General features: G+C 51.4%; 26 protein-coding genes and 4 tRNA genes. 14 read left to right on the top strand and 16 right to left on the bottom strand.

Annotated features, from left to right (window positions below):
- The 8 genes from C2M24_RS11700 to murB all read right to left on the bottom strand — a co-directional run.
- Positions 1 to 486 (bottom strand): GTP-binding protein (locus C2M24_RS11700; protein ID WP_158683757.1); only part of this gene is annotated, 486 nt, incomplete at its 3' end.
- 137 nt (positions 487 to 623) lie between these two features.
- A tRNA-Thr gene (locus tag C2M24_RS11705) sits at positions 624 to 699 on the bottom strand.
- A 12-nt stretch (positions 700 to 711) separates the two neighbouring features.
- Positions 712 to 786 (bottom strand) — tRNA-Gly (locus C2M24_RS11710).
- Between the two features lie 48 nt (positions 787 to 834).
- Positions 835 to 919: transfer RNA gene (locus tag C2M24_RS11715), tRNA-Tyr, on the bottom strand.
- A gap of 39 nt (positions 920 to 958) precedes the next feature.
- A tRNA-Thr gene (locus C2M24_RS11720) sits at positions 959 to 1034 on the bottom strand.
- 126 nt (positions 1035 to 1160) lie between these two features.
- Positions 1161 to 1871, bottom strand: a complete 711-nt coding sequence (locus C2M24_RS11725; RefSeq protein ID WP_105215060.1) for a type III pantothenate kinase — start codon at positions 1869 to 1871, stop codon at positions 1161 to 1163.
- A gap of 15 nt (positions 1872 to 1886) precedes the next feature.
- Positions 1887 to 2879 (bottom strand): bifunctional biotin--[acetyl-CoA-carboxylase] ligase/biotin operon repressor BirA, encoded by a 993-nt coding sequence (birA, locus tag C2M24_RS11730; RefSeq protein ID WP_105215062.1) that lies wholly within the window; start codon positions 2877 to 2879, stop codon positions 1887 to 1889.
- Positions 2866 to 3876: a UDP-N-acetylmuramate dehydrogenase gene (gene murB, locus C2M24_RS11735; RefSeq protein WP_105215064.1), complete on the bottom strand. Its 1011-nt coding sequence runs from the start codon at positions 3874 to 3876 to the stop codon at positions 2866 to 2868. The genes birA and murB overlap by 14 nt, the downstream gene beginning before the upstream one ends.
- A 124-nt stretch (positions 3877 to 4000) precedes the next feature.
- Between murB and C2M24_RS11740 the strand changes: the two genes are divergently transcribed.
- Complete coding sequence (locus tag C2M24_RS11740) at positions 4001 to 5839, top strand: M1 family metallopeptidase (RefSeq protein ID WP_105215066.1); 1839 nt, start codon at positions 4001 to 4003, stop codon at positions 5837 to 5839.
- Between the two features lie 273 nt (positions 5840 to 6112).
- On the opposite strand, the gene C2M24_RS11745 is transcribed toward C2M24_RS11740, so the two are convergent.
- Positions 6113 to 6778 (bottom strand): DUF2057 domain-containing protein, encoded by a 666-nt coding sequence (locus C2M24_RS11745; RefSeq protein ID WP_105215068.1) that lies wholly within the window; start codon positions 6776 to 6778, stop codon positions 6113 to 6115.
- Positions 6779 to 6877: 99 nt separating this feature from the next.
- Here C2M24_RS11745 and C2M24_RS11750 point away from each other — a divergent pair, with 99 nt between their 5' ends.
- The 3 genes from C2M24_RS11750 to C2M24_RS11760 all read left to right on the top strand — a co-directional run bounded on the left by C2M24_RS11750 (position 6878) and on the right by C2M24_RS11760 (position 10419).
- Positions 6878 to 7243 carry a histidine triad nucleotide-binding protein gene (locus C2M24_RS11750; RefSeq protein ID WP_105201106.1) on the top strand — a complete coding sequence of 122 codons (366 nt, stop codon included), beginning with the start codon at positions 6878 to 6880 and terminating at the stop codon, positions 7241 to 7243.
- A gap of 218 nt (positions 7244 to 7461) precedes the next feature.
- A complete protein-coding gene (locus tag C2M24_RS11755; protein ID WP_105201107.1) occupies positions 7462 to 8118 on the top strand; it encodes a helix-turn-helix transcriptional regulator in 657 nt (218 codons plus the stop codon).
- A gap of 141 nt (positions 8119 to 8259) precedes the next feature.
- The gene (locus C2M24_RS11760) at positions 8260 to 10419 is read left to right on the top strand and encodes a response regulator (protein ID WP_105215070.1); all 2160 of its coding nucleotides are present in this window, start codon (positions 8260 to 8262) and stop codon (positions 10417 to 10419) included.
- 12 nt (positions 10420 to 10431) lie between these two features.
- Here the strand turns inward: C2M24_RS11760 and C2M24_RS11765 are convergent, their stop codons facing one another.
- From C2M24_RS11765 to C2M24_RS11780, 4 genes are all read right to left on the bottom strand, one after another.
- On the bottom strand, positions 10432 to 11850 hold the full coding sequence (locus tag C2M24_RS11765) for a mannose-1-phosphate guanylyltransferase/mannose-6-phosphate isomerase (protein ID WP_158683758.1): 1419 nt from the start codon (positions 11848 to 11850) through the stop codon (positions 10432 to 10434).
- Positions 11851 to 11929: 79 nt separating this feature from the next.
- A complete protein-coding gene (locus C2M24_RS11770; protein WP_105215074.1) occupies positions 11930 to 12697 on the bottom strand; it encodes an amidohydrolase in 768 nt (255 codons plus the stop codon).
- Between the two features lie 11 nt (positions 12698 to 12708).
- On the bottom strand, positions 12709 to 12951 hold the full coding sequence (locus tag C2M24_RS11775; RefSeq protein WP_105215076.1) for a VF530 family DNA-binding protein: 243 nt from the start codon (positions 12949 to 12951) through the stop codon (positions 12709 to 12711).
- A gap of 63 nt (positions 12952 to 13014) precedes the next feature.
- A complete protein-coding gene (locus C2M24_RS11780) occupies positions 13015 to 14496 on the bottom strand; it encodes an FMN-binding glutamate synthase family protein (RefSeq protein ID WP_105215267.1) in 1482 nt (493 codons plus the stop codon).
- Positions 14497 to 14682: 186 nt separating this feature from the next.
- Between C2M24_RS11780 and C2M24_RS11785 the strand changes: the two genes are divergently transcribed.
- The 5 genes from C2M24_RS11785 to C2M24_RS11805 all read left to right on the top strand — a co-directional run bounded on the left by C2M24_RS11785 (position 14683) and on the right by C2M24_RS11805 (position 18041).
- Positions 14683 to 15381 carry a pseudouridine synthase gene (locus C2M24_RS11785; protein ID WP_105215269.1) on the top strand — a complete coding sequence of 233 codons (699 nt, stop codon included), beginning with the start codon at positions 14683 to 14685 and terminating at the stop codon, positions 15379 to 15381.
- A 61-nt stretch (positions 15382 to 15442) separates the two neighbouring features.
- Complete coding sequence (locus C2M24_RS11790; RefSeq protein ID WP_105201223.1) at positions 15443 to 15820, top strand: BlaI/MecI/CopY family transcriptional regulator; 378 nt, start codon at positions 15443 to 15445, stop codon at positions 15818 to 15820.
- A gap of 1 nt (position 15821) precedes the next feature.
- Positions 15822 to 17024, top strand: coding sequence for a M56 family metallopeptidase (locus C2M24_RS11795; RefSeq protein ID WP_105215078.1), 1203 nt, complete (start codon positions 15822 to 15824; stop codon positions 17022 to 17024).
- A 131-nt stretch (positions 17025 to 17155) separates the two neighbouring features.
- A complete protein-coding gene (locus C2M24_RS11800; RefSeq protein WP_105215080.1) occupies positions 17156 to 17689 on the top strand; it encodes an RNA polymerase sigma factor in 534 nt (177 codons plus the stop codon).
- Positions 17682 to 18041, top strand: a complete 360-nt coding sequence (locus tag C2M24_RS11805; protein ID WP_105215082.1) for a hypothetical protein — start codon at positions 17682 to 17684, stop codon at positions 18039 to 18041. Before C2M24_RS11800 ends, C2M24_RS11805 begins: the two co-directional genes overlap by 8 nt.
- Here the strand turns inward: C2M24_RS11805 and C2M24_RS11810 are convergent.
- Positions 18038 to 18421, bottom strand: a complete 384-nt coding sequence (locus C2M24_RS11810) for an MAPEG family protein (RefSeq protein WP_105215084.1) — start codon at positions 18419 to 18421, stop codon at positions 18038 to 18040. The two genes, C2M24_RS11805 and C2M24_RS11810, sit on opposite strands and share 4 nt — an antisense overlap.
- Positions 18422 to 18755: 334 nt before the next feature.
- On the opposite strand from C2M24_RS11810, the gene C2M24_RS11815 reads away from it, so the two are divergent.
- From C2M24_RS11815 to C2M24_RS11835, 5 genes are all read left to right on the top strand, one after another.
- A complete protein-coding gene (locus tag C2M24_RS11815; protein ID WP_105201114.1) occupies positions 18756 to 19610 on the top strand; it encodes a hypothetical protein in 855 nt (284 codons plus the stop codon).
- 10 nt (positions 19611 to 19620) lie between these two features.
- Positions 19621 to 20718 (top strand): DUF4785 domain-containing protein, encoded by a 1098-nt coding sequence (locus C2M24_RS11820; RefSeq protein ID WP_105215086.1) that lies wholly within the window; start codon positions 19621 to 19623, stop codon positions 20716 to 20718.
- 196 nt (positions 20719 to 20914) lie between these two features.
- Positions 20915 to 21148, top strand: a complete 234-nt coding sequence (locus C2M24_RS11825; protein ID WP_105215088.1) for a DUF5808 domain-containing protein — start codon at positions 20915 to 20917, stop codon at positions 21146 to 21148.
- A 178-nt stretch (positions 21149 to 21326) separates the two neighbouring features.
- Positions 21327 to 22349 (top strand): ACR3 family arsenite efflux transporter, encoded by a 1023-nt coding sequence (gene arsB / locus C2M24_RS11830; RefSeq protein WP_105215091.1) that lies wholly within the window; start codon positions 21327 to 21329, stop codon positions 22347 to 22349.
- Positions 22350 to 22479: 130 nt separating this feature from the next.
- Entirely contained in the window at positions 22480 to 23352 is an 873-nt protein-coding gene (locus tag C2M24_RS11835; protein ID WP_105215093.1) for a DMT family transporter, read from the top strand.
- Between the two features lie 80 nt (positions 23353 to 23432).
- On the opposite strand, the gene C2M24_RS11840 is transcribed toward C2M24_RS11835, so the two are convergent.
- Both C2M24_RS11840 and C2M24_RS11845 read right to left on the bottom strand, forming a co-directional pair.
- The gene (locus tag C2M24_RS11840) at positions 23433 to 23750 is read right to left on the bottom strand and encodes a DMT family transporter (RefSeq protein WP_105201118.1); all 318 of its coding nucleotides are present in this window, start codon (positions 23748 to 23750) and stop codon (positions 23433 to 23435) included.
- Positions 23750 to 25282, bottom strand: coding sequence for a carbon-nitrogen hydrolase family protein (locus C2M24_RS11845; RefSeq protein WP_105201119.1), 1533 nt, complete (start codon positions 25280 to 25282; stop codon positions 23750 to 23752). Before C2M24_RS11845 ends, C2M24_RS11840 begins: the two co-directional genes overlap by 1 nt.
- Positions 25283 to 25320 lie beyond the last annotated feature (38 nt).

Raw genomic sequence — 25320 nt, forward strand, 5'->3', positions numbered from 1 at the left:
GTCGTACTCAGAAAGAAGTTCACGAACTTCCATTTCTACTAGCTCTAGTAGCTCTTCGTCGTCAACCATGTCACATTTGTTCATGAATACGATGATGTAAGGTACACCAACCTGACGAGAAAGTAGGATGTGCTCACGAGTCTGAGGCATAGGACCGTCAGTCGCAGCTACTACTAGGATCGCGCCGTCCATCTGAGCAGCACCAGTGATCATGTTTTTAACGTAGTCAGCGTGTCCAGGACAGTCAACGTGCGCGTAGTGGCGAGTTGGAGTGTCGTACTCAACGTGTGAAGTTGAGATTGTGATACCACGCTCACGCTCTTCTGGAGCGTTATCGATTGATGCGAAGTCTTTAGCTGTACCACCGTATACTTTTGCAAGTACGTTAGTGATTGCTGCAGTTAGAGTTGTTTTACCGTGGTCAACGTGGCCGATTGTACCAACGTTTACGTGCGGTTTTACGCGTTCAAACTTTTCTTTTGCCATGACGGAACCTATCAGTTTTTGTGTATCTAGATTACATATCAAACGATCGACAAAAAACGACGATCAATTCAATTCTTCATTATTGAATATTTTTTAGACAAATCAAAGGAAGTATTTCAGGACAGACAGGACTGGAGTGGTGCTGATAGGCAGATTTGAACTGCCGACCTCACCCTTACCAAGGGTGCGCTCTACCAACTGAGCTATATCAGCACACCAGAAAACTGGAGCGGGCAGCGGGAATCGAACCCGCATCATCAGCTTGGAAGGCTGAGGTAATAGCCATTATACGATGCCCGCTTTCTAGGAACCTGTTCTTAACTACCTCTAACCGTCAAGAATTTAGAGTGGTGGAGGGAGCTGGATTCGAACCAGCGAAGGCAGTGCCGTCAGATTTACAGTCTGATCCCTTTGGCCGCTCGGGAACCCCTCCACGCAAAATTCTTTCTAAAGCCTTTCCAAGATGAGGAAATGGTGCCGACTATCCGAGTCGAACGGATGACCTACTGATTACAAGTCAGTTGCTCTACCAACTGAGCTAAGTCGGCACTGCTTTAGTACGGGGCGAGATTCTAGAGTAAGGTTTATTGGGATGCAACTATAAAATCAAAAAAAGTTTAGGTTTGTGGTGCGAACGTTCATTATTCACCCAAAACTGAGCTTTTTTAAACAATTCACCCTTGTTTTTGCCACTGCCACAGGCCTTCGAAGACCAAATGGGGACGATAAATACCTTGCCCCAGGTGTTGATGCAGAGCCAAACCATCGCCGCCAGTGATCAATAATTGTACATCTTGCCCACGACAGTGATGCGCCAGCACATATTCAATGGCCCCCAGGGCACTGATAAGGGCGCCATTTTTCACCGCTGCCGGGGTTGAGCGCCCGGGCTCGGGACTAGCAACCTGGTTATCAAGGGTAAAAACCTTTTCGGCGCGGCTCACTATGCTGTGCTCACTCAAACTTAAACCGGGAAGAATATAGCCGCCAAGATGCTGATGAGCATCATCTATTAGATCTAGGGTCAGCGCCGTGCCAGCGTCAACCACCAGGGTATAAGCATTCGGATTTGCACAGTAACCGGCGATCACCGCCAACCAGCGGTCGATGCCCAAAGTAGAATAATTGTCATAGGCACAGTTAAGTTGTTGCCACTTTGCCGCCACCTTGGCGCGACGCACTCCCACTCCCTGCACCTCAGCTTCTTTCACCAAGGCGCTTAAGGCGTCTGAGTCGGCTACCGCGGAAATAACCACTTCTTCTATCTGGTCCCAGGGCACGGCCTTTGGCTCTACTTGCTGTAGCTGAATGCCCTGCCCCGTTTCAGGGCCCGAGGCCAGCATCATTTTAAGTGCCGTATTACCGGCGTCGATTAATAGTTTCATAACTAACTTATAAACCTAACCCGTAGACTTAACACGCAAACTGATCTCGCCGCCAAAGTAACGCTTGCTTTGGCCATCGACACGCAGCACCACGGCACCTTGTTCGTCAATGCCTTCACAGATGCCACGCCAGGTATTGGTGCCCGAGCTAAGCTCGACACATTGGCCGCTAAAGGCATGCACCCTATTCCACTGCTGATACATGCCCTGCAGACCGGTTTGCCGATACTGGGCCAGGCGCTTTTGTAAAAAGCAGGTGAGCACGGCCACTAGCTGGTTTTTATCCAACTCACCGGCGAACTCGTTGAGATCGCACCAAGGCTGATCTATATGCTCTGCCGCTGCCTGAGGCATGGAAATATTTAGGCCTATGCCGATCACCAGATGACAGGGTCCTTCGGCGGTGCCATCGAGCTCCACCAGCACGCCCGCCAACTTACGGCCATCGACCAGCACATCGTTCGGCCATTTCAGCTGCACTTCAAGATCATAGAGCGCCTTTAGGCTGTCATGGACCGCCAGACCCACGGCAATAGATAAACCCATGGCCGCATGCATGCCATCGTCTAAGCGCCAGTAATAGCTGTAATACAGGTTGGCTGCAAAGGGGGATTGCCAGGTGCGGCCGCGCCGTCCCTTGCCCTTCTGCTGCATTTCTGCCACCAGCACGCTGTTATTGTTTGCCTCGGTGCTTTGCACCCGGCGCATCAGTTCGGTGTTGGTGGAGTCGATAATGGGCTGTACTTCAAAATGACAGCCGCTGCCGTCTAACTCTTGATAGGCCAGCTCGATATCCGCTTGCTTAAGCAGGCTCAAAGGTCGACTGAGGCGATAGCCCTTGCCATTGACCTTGTAAATATCCAGCCCCATTTCCTGCAAGGACGTAATATGCTTTGCCACGGCGGCACGGCTAATGCCCAGTTGCTCGCCCATGGCTTGCCCGGAAATAAACTCGCCCTTATTTAAGGCCTGTAATATGGCCAGCTTGTTACCGTCAGGTGCCTTCATGAGTGGCCCCCACATGAATTTCTTGCAGCTCGCCCATCAATCGCACTTCATGCTCCAGGTCAATGCCGAAACGCTGTGCTACCACGCTTTGAATATGCTTGATCATCTCCAACAATTCTTCAGCCCGACCCGCACCGCGGTTCACCAGCACCAGGGCCTGCTTATCGTGCACGGCGATATCGCCAATATGAAAGCCTTTTAGTCCGGCCTGCTCTATCAGCCAACCGGCGGCCACCTTTTGCTGCTCGGCATCGACGTCATAGCAGGGCAGTTGCGGATATTGCTCTTTTAAAGCGGCTACCTGAGGGCGTGGCAGTATGGGGTTTTTAAAGAAGCTGCCGCAATTGGCCAGTACCTTAGGATCTGGCAGTTTTGCCTGACGCACCGCCACCACCTCATCAAATACCTGCTTAGCGCTGGGCTGCTGTAAACCCTGCAAGGGTCCGTAGCTGATATTCGGCTGCCATTGCTTAGGTAGGCGCAAACCAACCTGGGTAATAATAAACTGGCCCTTTAGCTCATGTTTAAAGACGGAATCGCGATAACCAAAGCGGCACTGCTCGGCACTGAGGCGCTGGGTTTCACCGTGCGCTATGTGGTAGCCCTCGACATACTCGACAAACTGCGCCAGCTCGACACCATAGGCACCGATATTCTGCACCGGCGCGGCGCCAACATTACCAGGAATAAGCGCCAGGTTTTCCAACCCCGGCATATTCAAGGCCAAGGTGTTCTCTACCAACGCATGCCAGTTTTCACCCGCCGCACAATGCAGCAACCAGCTTTGCGACAACTCCTCAATACGCACCCCTTTATTGGCGATCAAGATAACCGTACCTTGATAGGGAGTGGTAAAGATGGTGTTGCTACCCTCGCCGAGCACACAAAACGCTTGGGCGTAATCGAACTCGCGAAGCTGGGCTGGATCTGTGATGGTCACAAGCGTCTGACAGGGCACGTCCAGCGCAAAGGTATGATGGCTTTGTAATGCAGGCAAAGGAAACGTCTCTCTTGGCTATTTGCCCTAAGTGTACCCCAAGCCAGCCAACAGACATAGCTGTCAGTCGTTGACTATATCTGATATAACAAGCACTTCTTATTTCACCCGTTCTGAGGATGCTATGAAATTAAAACCTCTTGCTCTTGCCTTAGCGCTTGGCGGCGTTAGCCTGCACAGCCTGGCTGCCAGCGATGAGCACACCTATGCCAACCTAGACGATGTGGTCTCCACACACCTGTTTTTAGATCTTGATGTCGACTTCGCCGACAAGCAATTAGAAGGCTTCGTTGAGCATAGCCTGAAGTGGAAAAATGCCGCTGCTCGTACCCTGGTACTGGATACCCGCGACCTTGAAGTTGACCGCGTGATCTACCAGGACACCCAAGGCAAATGGCACAAGGCAAAATTTGATTTAGCGGCTCGTGACGATGTGAAGGGTTCAAAACTAACCATTCGCTTTAAGCAGCAAGCTCCTAAGGTTCGTATTTATTACAACAGCTTGCCACAAGCATCTGGCCTGCAATGGCTGACGCCGGAGCAAACCGCCAGCAAAACTCAACCCTTTATGTACAGCCAGTCACAGGCCATTCACGCCCGTAGCTGGATCCCGGTACAAGACACGCCGGCCATGCGCGTAACTTACAGCGCTCGTATCGAAACGCCGGAAAATGTTCGTGCGGTAATGAGTGCCGACAACACGGGTGCCTTTATCAAAGATGGCGACTACTTCTTCGATATGCCGCAGGCCATCCCTCCTTACCTGATCGCCATCGGCGCCGGTAACTTGGAATACAAGGAAATGTCGCACCAGACCGCGATTTTCGCCGAGCCGCAAATTCTCGATGCCTCGGTGGCCGAGTTTAACGACACCCAGGCGATGATAGATAAAACCGAAGTTATGTACGGCGAATACGCCTGGGGCCGCTACGATCTGCTTATGCTACCTCCTAGCTTCCCATTCGGCGGCATGGAAAACCCACGCTTGTCTTTTATCACCCCAACCGTAGTGGCCGGCGATAAGAGCCTAGTTAACCTGATCGCCCACGAACTAGCACACTCCTGGTCCGGTAACCTGGTTACCAACGCCACCTGGGAAGACTTATGGTTAAACGAAGGTTTCACCTCCTACGTTGAAAACCGCATTATGGAAGAAGTTTTCGGTCGTGAGCGTGCGGTGATGGAGCAATCTTTGGATGCCGCAGGCCTAAATGCCCTGCTAAAAGATATTCCGGCACCGGATACCCGCTTAAACCTGGAGCTGAACGGTCGCGATCCGGACGACGCCTTTAGCTCTGTGCCTTATACCAAGGGCCAGCTATTCCTTATCTATTTGGAAGAAAAGTTTGGTCGCGATGTCTTTGACGAGTTCGTTAAGGGTTACTTTAAGGCCTATTCATTCCAGTCGCTGACCACGGCGGAATTTGAGCGTTACCTAGAAGAGAATCTGATCAACAAACACCCAGGAGTGGTCAGCATGGAGAAGGTCAATGAGTGGATCCATCAGCCGGGTCTACCTGCCGATGCACCTCAGCCTACTTCGGATGTGTTCGACAAGGTTGATGCCGAGACGCAAGCCTGGTTAGCCGGCAGTAAACCGGCCAGTGAATTGCCGACCGCAAACTGGACGGTGCATGAGTGGTTGCACTTTATCAATAACCTGCCACGCGACCTGGCTGGCGAGAAGATGGTCGAGCTGGATACCCAGTTTAACCTGACCGCGTCAACCAATAAGGAAGTCGCCTTCGCCTGGTTTATGCTGGCGGTAGGCAACGGCTATGAAGCCATTTACCCGGCGCTGGATAAGCACCTAAGTGGCATCGGTCGTCGTAAATTGATCGTGCCTCTATACAAGGCGCTGATTAATAACAACAAGCGTGACTGGGCCTATGAAGTATACCAGGGCGCTCGTCCGGGTTATCACCCACTGGCGCAAGGTACGATAGACGCGCTATTTAACTAATAGCGACACGCTAAGTAAAAAGGGTGCTAAATGCACCCTTTTTTATTGCCTAAAGGCAGGCAAATACCTCCTTTGTCGACGCAGAGCATCAACCTACAAGGCGCAAAGCATCAAGATTGGCGTGGAACCTTGTAGGTCGGGCTTTTAGCCCAACAAATAAGCAACGCGGGAGCATATTGCCGATAAGCCCGACAAATGAGCAACACTGAAGCACATTGCTGAGAAAGCGCCCCCGCTGTCGACGCAGAGCATCGACCTACAAAACGCAAAGCATCACTGTTGCGACTGCACCTTCTGTAAAAATGCCTGGCGCTGTGCCGGCGTAGCCTGCTGCCACCAGAACTCTAGCATGGCGGCGGCACTGACATTGCCACCGGCTTGAGGGACAGGTGCAACTGCCGGTGCAGACTTGGTCGAAACCGCCGGAGCTGGGGCTATATTGGCTGGCATCAAGGTTGGTGCTGTCAGCGCAGGCGCGGCAGTGCTCGGTGCGACAGTACTCGGTGCGACAGTACTGGGTGCAACCACACTAGGCGCGGTCGCTTTAGGCATAGGCACTTCCAGCTGCCGACCCTCGGCGCGTAAACGCACTATGGGGCTTTGCGCGAAAAGCTTAGCGCCAGCGACGGTTGCAGCCCGATCGAACGTCACCTCATAATCCTGCCCGGCCTCAACCGCCAAGGTCACCCAAAAGGGTTCCGACTCGATTACCTCATGGTCATCAAAACCGCTTTCATAAAGGTCGCTGTATTTGAGCTTAAGACGATAGCTACCCGGAGCCAGTTCCAGCTCATCAACGGTATTGAAAATAGAATGCGAAATGGTTTTATCATTCACCTGTAAGGGGATAATTTCGCTCGCAAAGGACACAGTTTCGGCATAAGCCGAGGGCATTAGCAACAGAGCCAGCGCCGCAGCACTGGAGAGTTTTTTCCACATGGGGTACCTACCTTACATTTAAGCTTTGGTTCTCAGTTTGACACTTATGCTTTTCTTTGTCATTACTGACACCCTGCTAGTAAAATTAAGGAGCTCGCTGTGAGCACAGAGACCATTTTCACCAAAATTATCAATCGCGAGATCCCCGCCGATATCATTTATGAGGACGAACAAGCACTGGCCTTTACCGATATTAATCCCCAGGCCCCATTTCACGTTTTAATTATCCCAAAAAAGACAATAGCGACCATTAATGATGTCACCACGGAAAATGCCGCAATTGTCGGTCATCTCTATGTGGTTGCGGCCAAGCTGGCAAAGGAGCATGGGTTTGCCGAAGATGGCTACCGCGTGGTGATGAACTGCAACGGCCATGGCGGACAAACCGTGTACCATATTCATCTCCATATGTTAGCCGGTAAGGCAATGGGTTGGCCCCCCTATCAGGATAAGCTAAAAGTATAGGAATCATCACTTTATTAACCTACCCACATACTTTTTTCTGGCTAAATCAGGCGCTTTTAGGCGCCTAATTTAGCCATTACGTAACCTATTATTTACAAATGTTGGGTACATGGGCATAAATAGTCTTTTTTCACTACATAAATCAAAACACCCTAATACAAAAGAAGTGAATAGCGTGTTAGGATAGTGCAAATAGTTTTTAATGAGCCGACCACTAAATGAGTAAGACCGTATTTTTACTGCTTGAGCAGGAACCGATTAACCAGATTGGCACTAATGTTTTGGCACCGTTACTACGCACCCAAGGGTTTGAAGTACAAAAGGGTACCGACGTAACTCAAGTGCAGCCAGGTACGGCTTATTTATTTATCGAGACGTCTAACGAAGACGCCTGGGGTCGCTTAAAGTACCACCTTATAAACCTTAGGGTAGAGTGCGATATCGTCCTCTTCAACCTGGATGAGAACCCGGAACTGGCCAACCGTGCACTGTTAAGCGGTATTCGCGGGGTGTTCTATACCTCGGACAATGCCGATGTAATGATGAAGGGCATACGCTTATTACAAGAAAACCATTTATGGTATCGCCGTGATGTTATGTGTAACGTGCTTAATCGCATGCTGCATTTCAATAAGGACTCCTTACATAAACTCACCGAAGGCGACATCGAGCCGGTTAAACTTACCAAGCGTGAAAAGGCCATAGTTGGTCTAATGAGTAAAGGCGCTAAGAATAAAGAGATCGCCGAGCAGCTTAGCATCAGCCCGCATACGGTGAAAACGCACCTTTACAGTGCCTTCCGTAAAACCAAATGCCGTAACCGCATCGAGTTATTGTCCTGGGCTCAGACCAATATCCCGAACGAATTACGTTAGGGTCTGTTTTTAATCTCAAAGCCGGCGACATGCCGGCTTTTTCTTATCCGCAATAAATTGCCTCTCGATACTTACGCATAGCCAAGCAGAGAATTTTCCGTATAGTAGAAACTAAATACCCATAACCAATACATATCACGGATGCTAGACACGTCGACCCTCTTCTATACCAGCGCCGCGGCCATCTTTGTGATGACCTTGCTCAATTTTATTACCTGGCGCGCCAATCGTAACTTTGTCGGCATCGGCCTCTATGTGTGGTATCCGGTATGCTTGTTGGTGGGGATTATCATCTCCGCCATCAAAGCACCACAACAGCATGAGAACCTTGTCACCCTGGCAAACTTTTTCTTTATTTGCGGCTCGGTGATCCATGTTTTGGCCATTAATCGCTTCCTCAACTATAACGGCCTGCTGACCTACTTTTTTATCTTTGTCAGCGGCTGCTTATTTATCAGCTTTACCTACTTTATGTTTATCTCCGTGGATATTTCCGCCCAGGTGCTGCTGATAGACCTGCATCGCTTCGTCGAAGCTGCCTGTCTTTTCTACATTATCAGCCGCTACGGCCGCACCAAGTACCCCAGTGCCAGCCTGGTGTATCTGATCGCTCTCAGTATGTCGCTCCTGGTGTTTGCCGCCCGCGCCCTGGTGATGAACCACAGCGAGCACAACACCCAGTTTGATAACGATTGGTTTAGTGCCGCGCTGCTGGTAAAAGGGGTGCTCGCACCCATGCTGTTTGCCGCTGGTGTCGCCCTGTTTTGCAACGAGCGCCGTGAGCTTAACCTCAACCAATTGACGGCCAAGACACAAAAGGATTTAGAGATCCGTGGCATGTTTTTATCCACCATCAGCCACGAGATCCGCACTCCCTTGAATGGCATACTCGGTAGTGCCCAGTTGATCATGAACCAGGCCAGCACACCGAAAAACAAACCCTATTGCGAGGCCATTATCAACTCCGCCGAATCCCTGACCCTGCTAATCGACAAGGTATTGGAATATGCCAGCCTGGAGCAAAGCGATGAGGCCCTGTATGAAGAAGATGTGGAACTGCATACCTGGCTCAATAACCTCTGCCTGCTGCTGAGCCCACTGGCGGAGCAAAAGGGCGTGAAATTTGAGCTTAACTATAATTTGGCGAAGCAGGCCTGTTATTACTGCGACCACCAAAAGCTCAGGCAAATTCTTATTAATCTGGTAGGTAACGCCATTAAATTTACCGATCAGGGTCAAGTCACCCTGCAGGTCGACCTGCTCCATGGAGGCCAGGAAGAGCATACCCTAAGCTTTAGCGTTATCGACTCGGGGCCGGGTATCGAAGAAGATGAAATCCAATATTTAACCGAACCCTATGTGCAAAGCAGCGCCGGCAAGCTCAAGGGTGGCTCCGGACTGGGACTGGCGATCACCAGTCGCCTGCTTGCCCATCTTGGTAGCCAGTTGAATATTCGCAGCCGCCTGGGTGAAGGCAGCACCTTTAACTTTGCCGTGAAACTCACGGTAGGCGAATTAAGCCTGGTAGAAAAACGCCCTAAATCAGACAACTACCGCACCGGGTTAGATGTGCTCCTGGTTGAAGATTTAGAGCTGAATCAAAAAATCGCCATCGAATTTATGGCCGAGGATGAACACAAGGTCAAACTGGCCACCGATGGCAGCAGCGCCATTGAACTGCTGAAAAAACACCATTTTGATGTCGTGCTTTTGGATATGAACCTGCCGGACTTCAGTGGTCAGGAGGTGATCCGCAAGCTTAAAACCATGGATCATCGCAATCACCGCACCCCGATTCTGGCCTTTACCGCCAGCCTGAGCCCGGATGAGATCAAGGAATACCTGGCGCTGGGCATCAAGGACATAGTCGGTAAGCCAATTAAACAAGAGAAGTTAAGACAGGCGCTCAGCGACTCGCAATCGAATCAGACCCCGAATATCAGCGTTGCCTTAAAGGACGTGCTCTACGATGAAACCGCCGCCGAGCTGATGGCCAACACCTTTGCCGAGCAAGAACTGATCTCCATTTACAATGAGTTTGTGCTTTCCGCGCGCAATAAGCTGCTGCGCTGTCAGCAACTGGTGGGCAATGATAAGGAGCAGTGCATCAAGCTGCTGCACCGCCAAGCCAGCACCGCCTTGCAGCTGGGCTTTAATCGCTATGGCATGGCGTTGAAAAAAATCGAACGCCGCCTGCTCGATGATAAACCCATAGACGCGGGCTTAGCGGAAGGTCTCGATCTGTGGCAGCAAAGCCTAGAACAATACCTTAAGTTTATGCGCAGCCAAACCCTGCGCTAGCGGCCCCGTGCTTTAACGGCCATAGTCATCATCAAAGCGGATAATATCGTCTTCACCCAGATAATCGCCGCTTTGCACCTCGATAATGATCGCCGCCTTATTACCCACATTGGTCAGGCGATGGCGCTGCTGTGCCTGTATGTAGATGGACTGGCCACCGCTTAGCCTGTGCTCCTGCTGCTGCACCTGCACCAGCACCTCGCCGCTGACCACCACCCAATGCTCGGAACGATGTTGATGCGCCTGTAAGGACAAACGCGCCTGCGCCTGCAAAACAATGCGTTTAACCTTGTATTGCGCGCCCTCGTTCAGCACCTCGTAATGGCCCCAAGGGCGAAAGGTTTGCCTGTGATAGCGGCGCTGCTGCGGATGCTCGGCGGCCACCTTGGCCACCAGCTTGGGCATTTTATCCAGATGATCCTTGGCGGCCACTAAAATGGTGTCGCCGCTGTGCACTATTACCGTGTCCTTGATACCTAAGGTTGCCACCAGATGCTGCTCATCGGCGGCGATCAGATTACCCTGGCTATCGGCGCAGACGGCGCTGCCGAGCACCAGATTCTCATCCTTATCCCGACTGTGATATTGATAAAGCTGGGCAAAGCTGCCGAGATCAAACCATTGCAGCGGCAGCGAACAAAGCAACAGCTGCTCGCTGCGTTCAAGCAGCGCATAGTCCAGGGAATCCCCTTCCAGCTGCTGCCAGGCGCTTTCATCGACACGGGTAAAGTCCAGATCGCTACTAAACTTTGCGGCGCGGCACACCTGCGCCCATAACTGCGGTCTATGCTTTTGAAACTGTTCGATAAAAATGCCACAACCGGCGAGCAACATGCCCGAATTCCAATAATATTGCCCTTGTTCGAGATAATACTCGGCGGTGACCCTGTCCGGCTTTTCGGAAAAGCCGGCAACCTTAAACAAGCCTTCAACATCATGCTCGGCGGAGCCATAACTGCTGCCCTGTTGAATATAACCAAAGCCAGTTTGCGGTTCGGTGGGGGTAATACCAAACAAAATAAGGTGCTGCTGCGCTATGGCGTCAAGCGCGTCAAGCTGGTCGCCAAGCAAGGTGAAGTTGGCAATGGCATGATCGGCGGGAGCGAAAAACAGGCTGGCATCCGGCTGATGTTGCTGCGCCCACAGCGCCGCCAAAGCCGCCGCTGGTGCGGTATTTTTCCCATCGGGCTCGAGAATAATGGCGCTGGCGCGCATATCTATTTCCAGCAACTGCTGCGCCACCATAAAACGATGCTCGGCACTGCAGATCACTAAAGGAGCCAGACAGCCCTGCCGACGAAAACGCAACGCCGTTTGCTGGAGTAAGGAATGCTCGCCGTTAAGACGCAAAAACTGCTTAGGGCGGTCCTGACGCGAAAGCGGCCACAACCGGGTGCCGCCACCACCGGCGAGAAGTACGGGTAAAATCAAGATAGGGGCTCGGGTTCGCTAACTAATATCCGTATTATACCACCGCCGGGCATCTCCTGCCGATGCCCTTACAGCGACCCTAGCGCAAGTCAAAGGCATCCGCATCCTGCCAGGCGGGAAAGGCCTGGCGGTATTCCTCTAACGCATCTTTATCCAGAGTAATAGTGAGGACTTGTGGCTGGTCATCTGCGGTCTGAGCCAAGGGTTCGCCGCTAAAGTCATAGACCGCGGTGCCACCATTATGCGCTATGCCGTAACCATCATCGCCAATACGATTGACCGCCAACACATAACATTGGTTTTCAATGGCGCGGGCGCGCAGCAAGGTATCCCAGGCACCGCGTCGTGCCGCCGGCCAATTAGCGATATTGATCATCACCTCATAATCGTTGCGATTGCGGGCAAACACGGGAAAACGCAGGTCGTAACAGATCTGCGGCAAGATACGCAGACCCTTTAAGGTAAAAATGACTCTTTGCTTACCGGGATTAAGGTACTTGCCTTCTTGCCCCAGGCAAAACAGGTGCCGCTTATCATAATGCTGCACCACACCATCGGGAGACACCCAGTACAGGCGGTTAAACTTTTGCCCTTGCTCGGCGACGAGCACGCTGGCGCACAGCACCGCCCGATGACGCTGCGCCTGCTCCTTCAACCAATCCAGGATCCGCTCGGCCGCCAGATGCACCTGGCTATCGGCCACGGCAAATCCGGTGGCGAAGGTTTCCGCTAAGACAATTAAATCAACCTCGCCGAGAGACTCAAGGCGCACACTTAACTGAGCAAGATTGGTATCGGCATCGAGCCAACGAATATCGTGCTGAATCAGGGCGACGCTAAGACTCATGGGCTTGGTTCCTATACCCCGGCGTTATAGGGCCAGGTACAAAAGGTTTTGAGATACAGCTGCTCAACCTGCTCCCGCGCCCAGGGAGTGCGGCGCAAAAACTTCAGTGATGATTTCACCGAGGGGTCTTTCTTAAAGCAATTGATATTGATCTGCTGTCCCAGCTCGGCCCAACCAAAATGTTCGACCAGGCGCGTAACCATTTGCTCCAGCTTAACGCCGTGCAGCGGATTCTTGGGTTGTTCTTGGTGCATTAAAATGCCTCGTAACCAGTAATACCCAGCAGTTTAACGCAGTTGGCAAGCACTCGCCATGTGCTACTTGTACATGGAGTACATTTCATCCAGGGTTTGCGACAAGCCATCCTCCTGCACCACGCGCACATGCTTGCGGTTAAGGCCGCGGATATTATTGACCCCACAGGAGTGAGCAATCAGGCCAATGCCATAGTGAATATACTTGTTGTAGTTGGCCACCCGCTGAGTTTTGTCCACCACGTCCAAGCCCTTCATTAATTTAGGGTTGTGCGTGGTAATACCGGTCGGGCAGGTGTCTTTATTACACTGCAGGGCCTGGATACAGCCGAGCGAAAACATATGGCCACGGGCGGAAACCACAAAGTCGGCGCCCAGCGCCACCGCCCAGGCCACCTTGGAGGGCACGATCAGCTTACCCGAGGCGACAATGCGAATGCGTTTGCGTAAATCGTGACGCTCAAGCAGGTTTACTACCCAGGGCAGGCTTTCTTTTAGCGGCAAACCAACCGAGTCCAAAAGTGGCTGCGGCGCCGCGCCGGTACCGCCATCGGCACTGTCTATGGTAATAAAATCCGGAGCCGATTCCTGGCCGCGCCTATTAATTTCCGTGGCCAGCTCTTCCAACCAGGAGGTTTCACCAATTACCGCCTTAAAGCCGGTGGGCTTGCCGGTCACGTTACGCACATGGGCTATCATATCGAGTAAATCGCCCACACTCCTTATTTCCGGATGACCATTGGGACTAATGGAGTCCTTACCCTGGGGAATACCGAGGATTTGGGCAATTTCTGCATTGACCTTAATCCCGGGCAGCATGCCGCCCTTACCCGGCTTGGCGCCCTGGCTCATTTTAATTTCAAACATTTTTACCTGTTCGTGGGCGGCGATTTCCTTGAGCTTGGCATCGCTTAATTTGCCATGCTCATCGCGCACCCCATATTTGGCGGTGCCGATTTGAAAAACGATGTCGGCACCGCCTTCCAGATGATAAGGACTCAGTCCCCCTTCACCGGTATTCATCCAGCACTCGGCCTGACGAGCACCACGAGACAATGCCAGCACAGCCCGTTTGGAAAGCGCGCCGTAGCTCATACCGGAAATATTAAACACTTTTTTTGCCCGGTAAGGATGAGGGCATTGCTCGCCTATGGTCACCGGCTCGGGCTCTATGGCGTCTTCTTCCAGGGTCGGAAAGGCGGTATTCATAAACATGATGGTGCCCGTGGGATCCAGGCTTTGAGTGGAACCAAACGCGGCGGTACGGTCGAGGTTTTTGGCCGCCTTATATACCCAGCTGCGCTCGGCGCGATTAAAGGGCATTTCTTCGCGGTCCATAGCGAAAAAGTATTGTCGGAAAAATTCCCCCTGACGCTCGAAAAAGTATCGAAAACGACCGATCACCGGATAATTTCGGCGTATTGCATGCTTATTTTGATGGATATCGACAAAATAATAATAGATGGTCAACAGCACCAAAAAGCCGATAAAGAGTAAAAAGAGGCTGCTCATCAAGTCGATGGCATGGATCAAAAACTCACTCATGGTCATACACTTTTTCTATCCCTAATAAAGCTCAGATTTACATAAGATTAGGTAATTGACCAGCAGAAAAGTAAGGTTATTTCCTTGCTTGCACAAATACTTAAAGCACGCCCTTGGCATCGGCCTTTGCGGCATTAGGTAAAGCATCATGCTAATATGCTGGCATCTGTATTTCCTAGTTTTGTTATGTCCGCCACTATTCGCCTTGCCAAGTATTTGTCCCATGCCGGAGTTTGTTCCCGCCGGGGCGCCTCGCGCCTAATTGATGCCGGCAGGGTGACGGTCAATGGCCGCGCCGCCAATCATATCGACCATGTCAGCGACCAGGATGAGATATGCCTTGATGGTCGGCGTATTGATGGACTGGCGCCCAAGCTGTATTACGCCTACCACAAGCCGGTGGGCATTGATTGTAAGCTAAGAGCCGAAGATCCAAGCAGCCTGATCCATCACTTACCGCCCGAGCAACGCACCTACCCCATTGGCCGCTTAGACAAGGACTCCCGTGGCCTGTTGATCCTGACCAATGATGGCGAACTCTGCAATCGGCTGGCCCATCCGGATCACAGCCATGAAAAAGAATATTGGGTTGAGGTAGACAAGCCCTTGGATGAAGCGTTTTTTTCTCGCATGAGCGCAGGTGTACCCGTGGATGGCACACTCACCAAACCTTGTGTTTGCACGGCGCTTTCAGCCACACGTTTTAAGATCATCCTCACCCAGGGGCTCAATCGGCAGATCCGTAAAATGGCACGTTATTGCGGCTACCGCGTGGTCGACTTACTGCGCGTGCGCATCGGCCAACTGCACCTGGACCCAACGCGCTTAGCCGAAAGTCAATTTACCGAGCTCACCACGGAAGAAGTTAACTTGTTGAAAAAATAGCTTGATCATTTTGACTACAAGTGTAATCTTAAATTCAAGGATTACATTTGTGAGCAAAGTTATGATCGAGTTATCCAAAGCAGAGTTTGAGGTCATGGAAGCGCTGTGGCAGGGCCATCCGGCAAAGTCGAGTGAAATTATCGAGCGCCTCAGCGATGACACCCAATGGCATGACAAAACCATCAAGACCCTACTGGGTCGCCTCGTTAAGAAACAAGCGGTGAGTTTTGAAAAGCAAGGCCGTCTCTACCAATACAGCCCCACCATAGGCCGCGAAGATTACACCCTTAAACAGAGCAAGAATCTGATCCAGCGTTTCTTCAGTGGCCGCATTGCGCCTCTGGTCAGTGGCTTTGCCAAAACCGAACAGCTGTCACAGCAGGATATCAACGAACTCAAAGCCGTTATTAAAGAGTGGGAAGACCAACAAGGAAAGTAATATGTTGTCATGGCTTATTTCACAACAGGCACTGCTGTGCACCTTACTCGCCGCCTTGATTATCGCGGAACGTTATGCCCTTAAGGCACTGAGTGCACGCTTTATCTATGGCCTCTGGTTGTTGCTCCCAGCGTTGCTGCTGGCGCAAAGCATAGAGCTAAAAAATACGGTAGCCGCGCCGGCCATGATTGGCCAGTATGTGGTGACACCCTTGCGCCAGGCAAGTGCCGAGGTAAGCATTAGCTGGGAGCTGGCCTATTGGCTTATTGCCGCCGCCTTGTTCGCCCTGGTTGCCTACCAACATCTGGTATTTCAGCGCCGCCTGAACGCCGCCCCCCTTGATAACCAGCTGCCGGGACAGGCAGGCAATACGACTCTGTATTGCAGCAAGGCGATCAGCTCACCCATGGTGGTTGGCTTCTTTAACCCACGCATCGTACTACCGCAGCGTTTACTGCAAGACGTCGATGCCTCGGCCCTCACCCTGATGCTCGAGCATGAGCGGATACATCTGGAGCGCCGCGATAATGTCATCAACCTGATTGCCCTGAGCGCCGCCATTTTAATCTGGTTTAACCCCTTGGGCTGGGTGGCTTATTTCAGCCTGAGACGCATTCAAGAGCTGGCCTGCGACGAGCGGGTGCTAGCCGATAAATCCGCCGCACAGCGTTTGCAGTACGGCAAATCCATGGTCGAGTGCGCCAGCCAGTCACGGCTGCATAGCTTGGCTTATTCTTACTACGGAGATAAAAACATGATGTTACAACGCCTATACAATATGCAATCGGCCAATAAGGGCTATGCCCTGGCCAAGGTCCTGGCCCTGCTTATTGCCCTGGGAAGTTTCACCCTGGTTGCCGGCACTCAGGCTGGCGAAGGCCATAAGCAAAAGTCAGCGAGTCAGCCAAAACCCGTGATGCGTATTGAGCCCATTTACCCTAAAGAAGCAGCGGAGCAAAAAATTTCCGGTTCTGTGGTTTTGCGATTCCAAGTTGACGAGGAAGGCGCTGTTCGTAATGTGGTGGTGGTGCAGTCTCAACCGGCCAAGGTATTTGATAAAGAAGCGGTGCGTGCGCTGCAACAATGGCGCTATGAGCCTTACGCATTTCCACAAGAGGAACATTTGGTGCAGCTGGATTTCGCACTCAGCGCAGAGGTGCAACTACCTGAATTAACAGAGCGTATTAATGTAAAATCACATTAATACGCAACGACCAAGAGTATAAAGCAAGCCCCTTAATTAAGGTGCTTGCTTTGTGTTTTTATAAAATAATTTAAACCGAATTTAAACTTACGGCCTCTTTATCTATAACAGAGCCTTAAAAATGAGCACGGATGCAACTAAATCTAACAATAATTCGCGCACAAACAGGATGTGAGCAGGCATTCACTCAGGTGTATGACACCTTTTCTGCCACCATCGCGGGCTACCTGATACAGCTAGGTGTTCAAGGCCAGGACAGCGATGATGTCCAACAGCAAACCTGGCTTACTGTATATAAGCAATTACACACCCTGTCATCTCCTTATGCGTTTAAGCGCTGGCTGCTACGCATTGCGCACCACCACGCCTATAAAAAAATCAAAGAACCTCAAGTTATTGAGTTAACAGATGATCTTATTGAATCACCTGACCAAGAACCAACCAGTTGCTTGCTGGATTTCGATATTGAATTGCTCGGCGCCCTGCCGCGACACTTTAGGGAGGTGCTTTACCTCTTCTATTGGCAGGAGATGAGCTGTACAGAAATTGCCGTGATCTGCGACTTGCCCACGGCGACCGTAAAATCGCGTTTATTTCATGCCCGTAAAAAACTGGCTAACTCAGCACAGATAAAACACCTTGAAAAGGAGCTTACACATGCCTAACCAGCACAATCCGGTACTTCAGCAAATTCATCGGGACCAGAAAATATACACCTCAATCACGGCCATCAGCCTTTTAGCCTGGCTGCTGACGCTGGGTATTCTGTGTTTTATCGGTTATACGGAATATTTGGACTATCAGCTTATACAAAGCCGATTCAGCGTTGGTCTGGCGCCTAAAGAGGATGTATTTGAAGCACTCAAGGGCGTTGCCTTTATCGCCTTTGCTATCTCCATGATGGTGGCGGCACTGACCACAGTGATACTACTGGTGCGCCAGCGCAGTGCCTCGTTACAAGATATACAACTGCGCCTGGCCTTGGTCGAGGAAATGATCTCGACAGAAAAACGCTAGATACATAGGGCCATCATGGCCAAGGGGCAGGCCAAGGACAGGGCCCAAATCAGCGAGCGAGCCACATGCCAGTTATACCAATAACACAGGCAATAGAGCACGCGGGCAAGCAAATAGGTAATGGCCAGGGTATCCATCATAGCCCCCGAGGTGTTGGTGCCCAGCACCACGGCCAGGGCTACCGCAAACACGATCAGGGATTCGAAGCTGTTTTGATGTGCCGCTAGGGCGCGGGCGCCAAATCCGGTTAAGGCCTGCTGTTGTGCCCGTGGGTGGCGGTTATCGTAGCCGCCGCTTTGTTGCTGGGCCCAGGCCAAAGGAGCCTTGGCTAGAAAAGGAATTAAACACGCCAAGAGCGCGCAAATCACTAAAGTACTCATGCTTGATCCTTAATTTTATTCTTGTTTTTGCCATTGTGCGCCGCTTTGCAATCAAGCTCAATAGCCAAATTTAGAGCAAAAAAATGGCCAGCATGACTGGCCGAGCTTCCACTCACAAGATGTAACATCACCGCCCGTATAAAGAGAAAGCACACATTGTCGCCCCATCAATTATTGCGCTTTTATCACCACAAACATAAGAGTGATAAGGCATTAAGACAGTTAGGTTAAATATTTGTAACAATTTCTTGCATTTGTACCTGTTTAGTCTATTTTCTGATCGGAGGTCACTCCTCCAACCTGATAGATAAAAATAGAATCAACAGGAACACACATGAAAACAAAACTACTCACATTGGCGCTGGCACTGGGTTTAAGCCAGGGTGCACTCGCCGCACAAGGGGTCGCCTTTATTCATGGCACCGGCCAGCAAACCGACGCCTATAACGACTATTGGACTGGCAGCTTCATCAATACGGTGCGCCAGGGCCTGAGCAATACCAGCAACTACACGGTTATTAATTGTGATTTTGAACAGTATATGTGGACCGATGGTGCCGCCGGCTGTTTAGCCTCACAACTCACCAGCTTTATTAATAATAAAAACATTACCGAGCTGACGCTGATCACTCATTCCAACGGGGGCAACGTGGTGCGCTGGATTTTATCCAACCCCACCTGGGATAGCCGCTATCCCAACATCATTAATAAGGTCACTCGTACCATAGCGCTGGCGCCGTCCAGTGGCGGTACGCCCTTAGCCGATGCGGTGGTGGCCGGCAATTCCTTTGAGCAAAGCCTTGGCTGGCTGTTGGGCTTCGCCAATGATGCGGTAAAGCAGCAACAGGTATCCTGGATGGCGTCTTACAATGCCCAGTGGCTCTATGGCACCCCCAACCGCCCCGGCCTGCCGTCCTATTTTGAAACCGTGGTCGGCAGCGACGTGGACTCGGCCATTTGGGATAGCGACAGTTATTGCGGCGGCTACCAGAATCAGGTGTCGCTGGAAGTCACTCAGAATTGGTTAGACAGCTGCTCCGACGGCTTCTTAAATTGCAGCTCGCAATCCATGGCCGGTGTGGTCTGGTTTCAAGATAAATCACGCACCCGAGGCCGCGAACCTCTGAGTCATCAACAAAGCCGCCGTAACTGTTTTGGCCTTGGCGACATGCTGAAGAACCGTATCTAGGAGCTAAAAAATGAAAAAATTAACCACAGTTTACGCCCTAGCCTTGCTTACCAGCACAAGCGCCATGGCAAATACCGATAACGGCCAAACCGTATATCAATTCCCGCAGATACAAGCCACACCGGCAACGCCCTTACAGTCATTGGAAAAAACCAGCGTTGAATACTGGCAACAGGTTTCGGGTAAAGAGCTTAAGCAGGGGGTACCTGTGTTTGTAAACCAGGCCGACCACCTTATCCGCGTTGCCCCCAAGGCCCGTTTTGAAAACGGTGAGGTGATCAAGCCCTATGACCTGCAACTCGATAAATTCTCCGTTCGCGATGCCCAAAGCCAGCGTGCGCTGCCGATGCAGGCCATTGCCGCGCGCGAGCAAATGCAGCAAGCCGGTTTTAATGATGGTAGCGTCGGCCTCAAGCTGGGGCAGATTAATGGCAAGGGCCAGCCCATGCTGCACACCACTCAGGCACTCAATGACCAGGATATCTATCTGGTTCATGTAATCGAAAAAGGCTCGAGCAATGCTCTTAGAGCCCGTACCCAGTTCACCCTGGCCGAGCACCAGCAACGCCTAGGGGTCGAGCTCAACATGGAGCAGACGAAACTGCAGGATAAAAATGTGCAGCTTAAGCTCCATAGCCCAACTGGAGAGCAAATAGGTGCTCGCTACCAAGGCGGCGAAGCGATTTTCGATCAGCCTCTGACCTACCTGGGCGCCGCCAATGGCTACTACGAACTGGAGGCCAGTATCGACACCCAGGTTAACGGCCAAAAGGTCAAACGCTCGGTGAAAATGCCCTTTGTGCACAGCATGCAAACCATCAGCATGAGCGATGCCAAGGTAAAGGCCTTAGGCGGTAATCAATACCAGGCCAGTGTCCCGGTGGAAGTAACAGACGGCGGCCGCTATGCCATTCGCGCCACCCTTACCGGCCGTGCCGATAATGGCGAGCGCATTAGGCTGGCAACGGTTGAGGTCGCCAAGGAGCTCAATGGTAACGGCCAGTTTCTTATGCCCTTTAGCGCCACCCAAAGTGCCAATGCCCCCTACCGCCTGGTGGATATTGAATTAACGGACCAAACCCGGATGCTGAAGTTTACGCCGCAGTGATCCCTGCGCTGATATTGTGGACCCAACCAAGTCGGTGCCCAGCACCGGCTTTTTTAGGTGCAGAACTTGGCGGGTCGTGACGCCAAGGCCAAGCATTTGCTGTACAAAATCAACAGGCTAATCTAGGTTGTTAATTAGACGAAACTAACGCTCTGCAAGCGGTGCGTGATACTTGTAACCAAATAAGGAGATAGCCATGACTCAGGATGAAATTAATCAGGTTGAATGGAGCAATGACGATAACTGGACAAGATTAAAGTGGATGGGGCTCTATTTCAGCAAAAAAGACTCGCGATCCTGGGTGCCGAAGCCCTACCCGATACTTGGATGGACGGTAAACCTGGCCAACCCAGGAGGTGTGCTTTCATTAAGTAGCATTATTGCCCTGCTCATGCTGATTTCGGGTCTTGTTGGCTACAATTTGGCGTAATAATACCCGCCAGGCGATTAATTACGACTACCCCAAACTTCTCTGAGGGAATAAGATCAGCCCTATCGAAGTGATCTTGTACAAACCTGGGTTTAGCGTGCCTAAGAATTTGCTCACCTAAGCTAAAGGTAAGCCTACCACTCGCGTTACCAAATTGTTTTTATTAAGGAAGTTTTAGATGGGGATATTTGAACGTTACTTGTCTATCTGGGTAGCAATCGCCATTGCCACGGGTGTTGCTGTTGGCGTGATTTACCCACCCCTGTTCGAATTTGTTGCCACGCTGGAAGTGGCGCACGTCAATGTCGTCGTTGCCCTGTTTATCTGGGTAATGATTTACCCCATGATGGTACAGGTAGACTTTAGCACCATAAAAGAAGTGGGGAAAAACCCGCAAGGCCTGATACTCACCTTAGTGATCAACTGGCTTATTAAGCCATTCTCTATGGCGGCTTTGGGCTGGTTGTTCTTTGAAGGTATTTTTGCAGACTGGGTCTCTCCCGAAACAGCCCAAGAATACATCGCCGGCATGATCTTGCTTGGCGTAGCACCCTGTACTGCAATGGTATTTGTCTGGTCGCAACTCACCAAGGGCGATGCGAACTACACCCTGGTGCAGGTCTCGGTCAATGACATCATAATGATCTTTGCTTTTGCACCCATAGCCGGCTTGCTCTTGGGGGTCACCGATATTCACGTTCCCTGGAACACCCTGTTTATTTCGGTAGTACTGTATGTGCTTTTACCTTTGGTAGCGGGTGCTTTAACACGCAAAACGCTAAACCGCTCTGGAAGAAATGACGCAGCGGTTGCTGATTTGCTGGCGCGGCTTAAACCATTTTCGATCATGGGCTTGTTAGCCACTGTGGTACTGTTATTTGGTTTTCAGGCCAAGACCATTCTTGCTCAACCCTTAAACATAGTCTTGATCGCGATTCCGCTGATACTGCAAACCTACGGCATCTTTATTCTCGCTTACTTTATCGCTGTAAAGCTGAAGCTCAAGCACAACATAGCCGCTCCCGCATGCTTAATAGGCACATCGAACTTCTTTGAATTAGCGGTCGCGGTAGCAATCTCGTTATTTGGCTTACATTCGGGAGCGGCCCTAGCCACGGTCGTGGGTGTGTTAGTTGAAGTGCCGGTTATGCTGTCTCTTGTGGCCATAGTCAATAAAACTCGGCACTGGTTTAGCAACTAACACCGGGCGTTTAACTACCTGGCGAGGGAGGAGGCGATAATCCTCCCCTATAACCAGTATGTAAATTCCTCATTCGCCAGCGCCGCATGGCCATGCTAACTTGGTTTTTTTAAGTCCCTCTTAACCCGCTATGACCTGGATTTTCTTTACCTTTTTAGCCGCATTCAGTCAAAGCTGGCGTAACGCCCTGCAAAGCAAATTAAGCCAGCATACGGCCAGTTTAGCCGTGACCTTGGCGCGCTTTATTCTTGCCGGGCCCATCGCCGCCTTGTATCTGGCTGGCTTATATCAATTCGAACCCGCACCGGCGCTTGAGCCCTCCGGCTCGTTTATTTTTTTCATAATCGGTGCTGCGGTCATGCAGATTATCGCCACCGCCCTTATGGTGCGCCTTTTTAAAATGAACAACTACGCCGTGGGTGCGGGGCTGGCCAAAAGTGAAGCCCTGGTGGCGGCTATTCTTGGCATGCTGTTCTTTGGTTCGGCGCTGAGTTTACTGGGGTGGTTAGGTGTCATACTCGGTGCCGTTGCCGTCATCTTGTTATCCGGCCCCAGTATTCGCGGCTTAAACCTTAACACCGTGGGGATGGGTTTAGCCTGCGGCACCAGTTTTGCGCTTACATCACTGTGGGTGCGCGAAGCCAGCCTGTCATCGGGCTTGCTGTTTCCTCACAGCGCCGCCTGGGTTTTGCTCTTGGTGATTGGTTTGCAAACAATACTGCTGCTGATTTATTTGGGAATTAAGAACAAAAGTGCCTTGCTCAGTCTGTGGCAACATAAGGGCTTAACAATGTGGATCAGCCTGACCAGCTGTATAGGCTCCATAGGCTGGTTTAGCGCCATGAGCCTGCAGCATGTGGCCTACGTGAAAACGCTCGGGCAAATCGAGGTGTTCTTTACCTTGGCTATTTCTTATTTGTGGTTAAAGCAACCGGTAAGGCGCCGCGATAGCCTGGGCTTATTCTTAATTGCCTTGGCCGCTATCGCGGTTATGTGGGGTTAACCATTATTCAATTTCATCAATACGCTTGCCTTCTTGTCGGCCTAAAGGCCGACATACAACTCTGGCGGCAAGCGCCATACTCAGTGCGCCAGTTTTAGGGTGATCACCCCGGCAATAATCAATAGCACGCCAAAGTAGCGCATCAGCGATGAGCTGTCGCCGTAGAAGAGGATACCCACCAGGAAGGTGCCGGCGGCGCCGATGCCGGTCCACACCGCATAGGAAGTGCCCATGGGAATGGTTTTTTGTGCCAGCCAGAGCAAAAAGCCGCTAATGGCCATAAAGATCACCGCCATGGCAATGCCAAACCAACGGGTTTGCGGCTCCTGCGCCAACTTCAGCCCCACTGGCCAGCCAATTTCAAATAATCCCGCACAAATCAAATACACCCAGGCCACTAGCCGTTCTCCTTAACCAATTTTACTTCATAGAGATCGCCGCGACGATCCTTCAAGTTGCGCACTGTACCCTCACTGTGCAGTATCTTCAATTTATCCATGTCCAAATCGGAGAACAGCAGCATCTCGGTGTTAGGGGTGGCCTCGTTAAGGCAGGCATCGTGGGGGAAAGAAAAGTCCGACGGTGTCAACACCGCGGCCTGGGAATACTGTACGTCCAGGCTTTCCACCTCGGGCAGGTTGCCGACGCTGCCGGCGATAACCACATAGCACTCGTTTTCTATGGCACGGGCCTGGGCGCAGTGGCGTACCCGTAGGTAACTGTTTTTGGTGTCGGTCCAAAAGGGCACGAAGAGAATATCCAGCCCCTGCTCGGCGAGAATGCGCGACAGCTCGGGAAATTCCACGTCATAACAGATTTGAATACCAACCCGTCCGGCATCGGTTTCAAACACGGCTATTTTATCGCCGCCCTGGATCACCCAGTCATAGGCCTCATGCGGGGTAATATGAATTTTGCGCTGCTCATCCACCTTGCCGCTGCGATGACACAAGTAGCTGACATTATAGATGGTATCGCCTTCAGCCAGGGGCATGGAGCCGGTGATAATATTGGCGTTGTATTCCACCGCCATGCGCGACATGGCTTTAACAAAGGTGTCCGTGTATTCCGCCAGGTTGCGAATGGCCTCGGTTTGACCGCGATACTTATGCAGCCCCATTAAGGGCGCATTAAAAAACTCAGGGAAGAGAATAAAGTCGCTTTGGTAATCGGATACGGTATCGACAAAGTATTCCACCTGTTTAAGCAGTTCATCGACGCTTTCCACCTGACGCATCTGCCACTGCACCGCACCAACCCGCACCACCGACTTGGTGCTTTCGAGCACAGTCTCGGTCGGCTCAAAGAGGATGTTGTTCCACTCCAATAGAGTGGCGTAGCCCTCCGACTCTTCGTCCTCCGGCAGGTATTTTTTCAATAGCCGCTTTACTTGGAAATCATTCGCCAACTGGAAGCTCAGAATAGGGTCATACACCTCTCTGCGGTCCACCTTTTCTATGTACTCCATGGGCGACATATTTTCGCGGTAGTTGTGATACAAAGGGATGCGGCCACCGGCCAGAATCGCCCTCAGATTATACTGACGGCACAGCTCCTTGCGGGCATCATATAAACGTCGACCCAGGCGCATACCGCGGTGGGTGGATGCTATGGCCACGTCTAAACCATAGAGGGCATCGCCGTTAGGATCGCTAAACACCCGATCATGGCTGTCGACGATATCGTCATAGGTATGGGGGTTGGAAAAACGCCCGTAGTCCACCTGCACGCTCAGGGCCATGCCCACCAGCTTCTCATCGTCGACTATGCCGATTTGCCCCTCGGGAAACTGGTCTATCAAACGAAAAATGGTGTGGCTGGGCCAGGCGCCGCCAAGCTCAGGATAGGTTTCATCCATCAGGGTTTTGATTTGCGGGTACTGCTCTTTTGTCAGATTACAAATAGCCAAACGGGTTGTTTCGACCGACATGCTCATCTCCTAATAATTAGGGTCTGTTGACCTTTGTT

The sequence above is a fragment of the Pseudoalteromonas sp. T1lg22 genome (genome assembly GCF_002964645.1).
Taxonomy (GTDB): domain Bacteria; phylum Pseudomonadota; class Gammaproteobacteria; order Enterobacterales; family Alteromonadaceae; genus Pseudoalteromonas.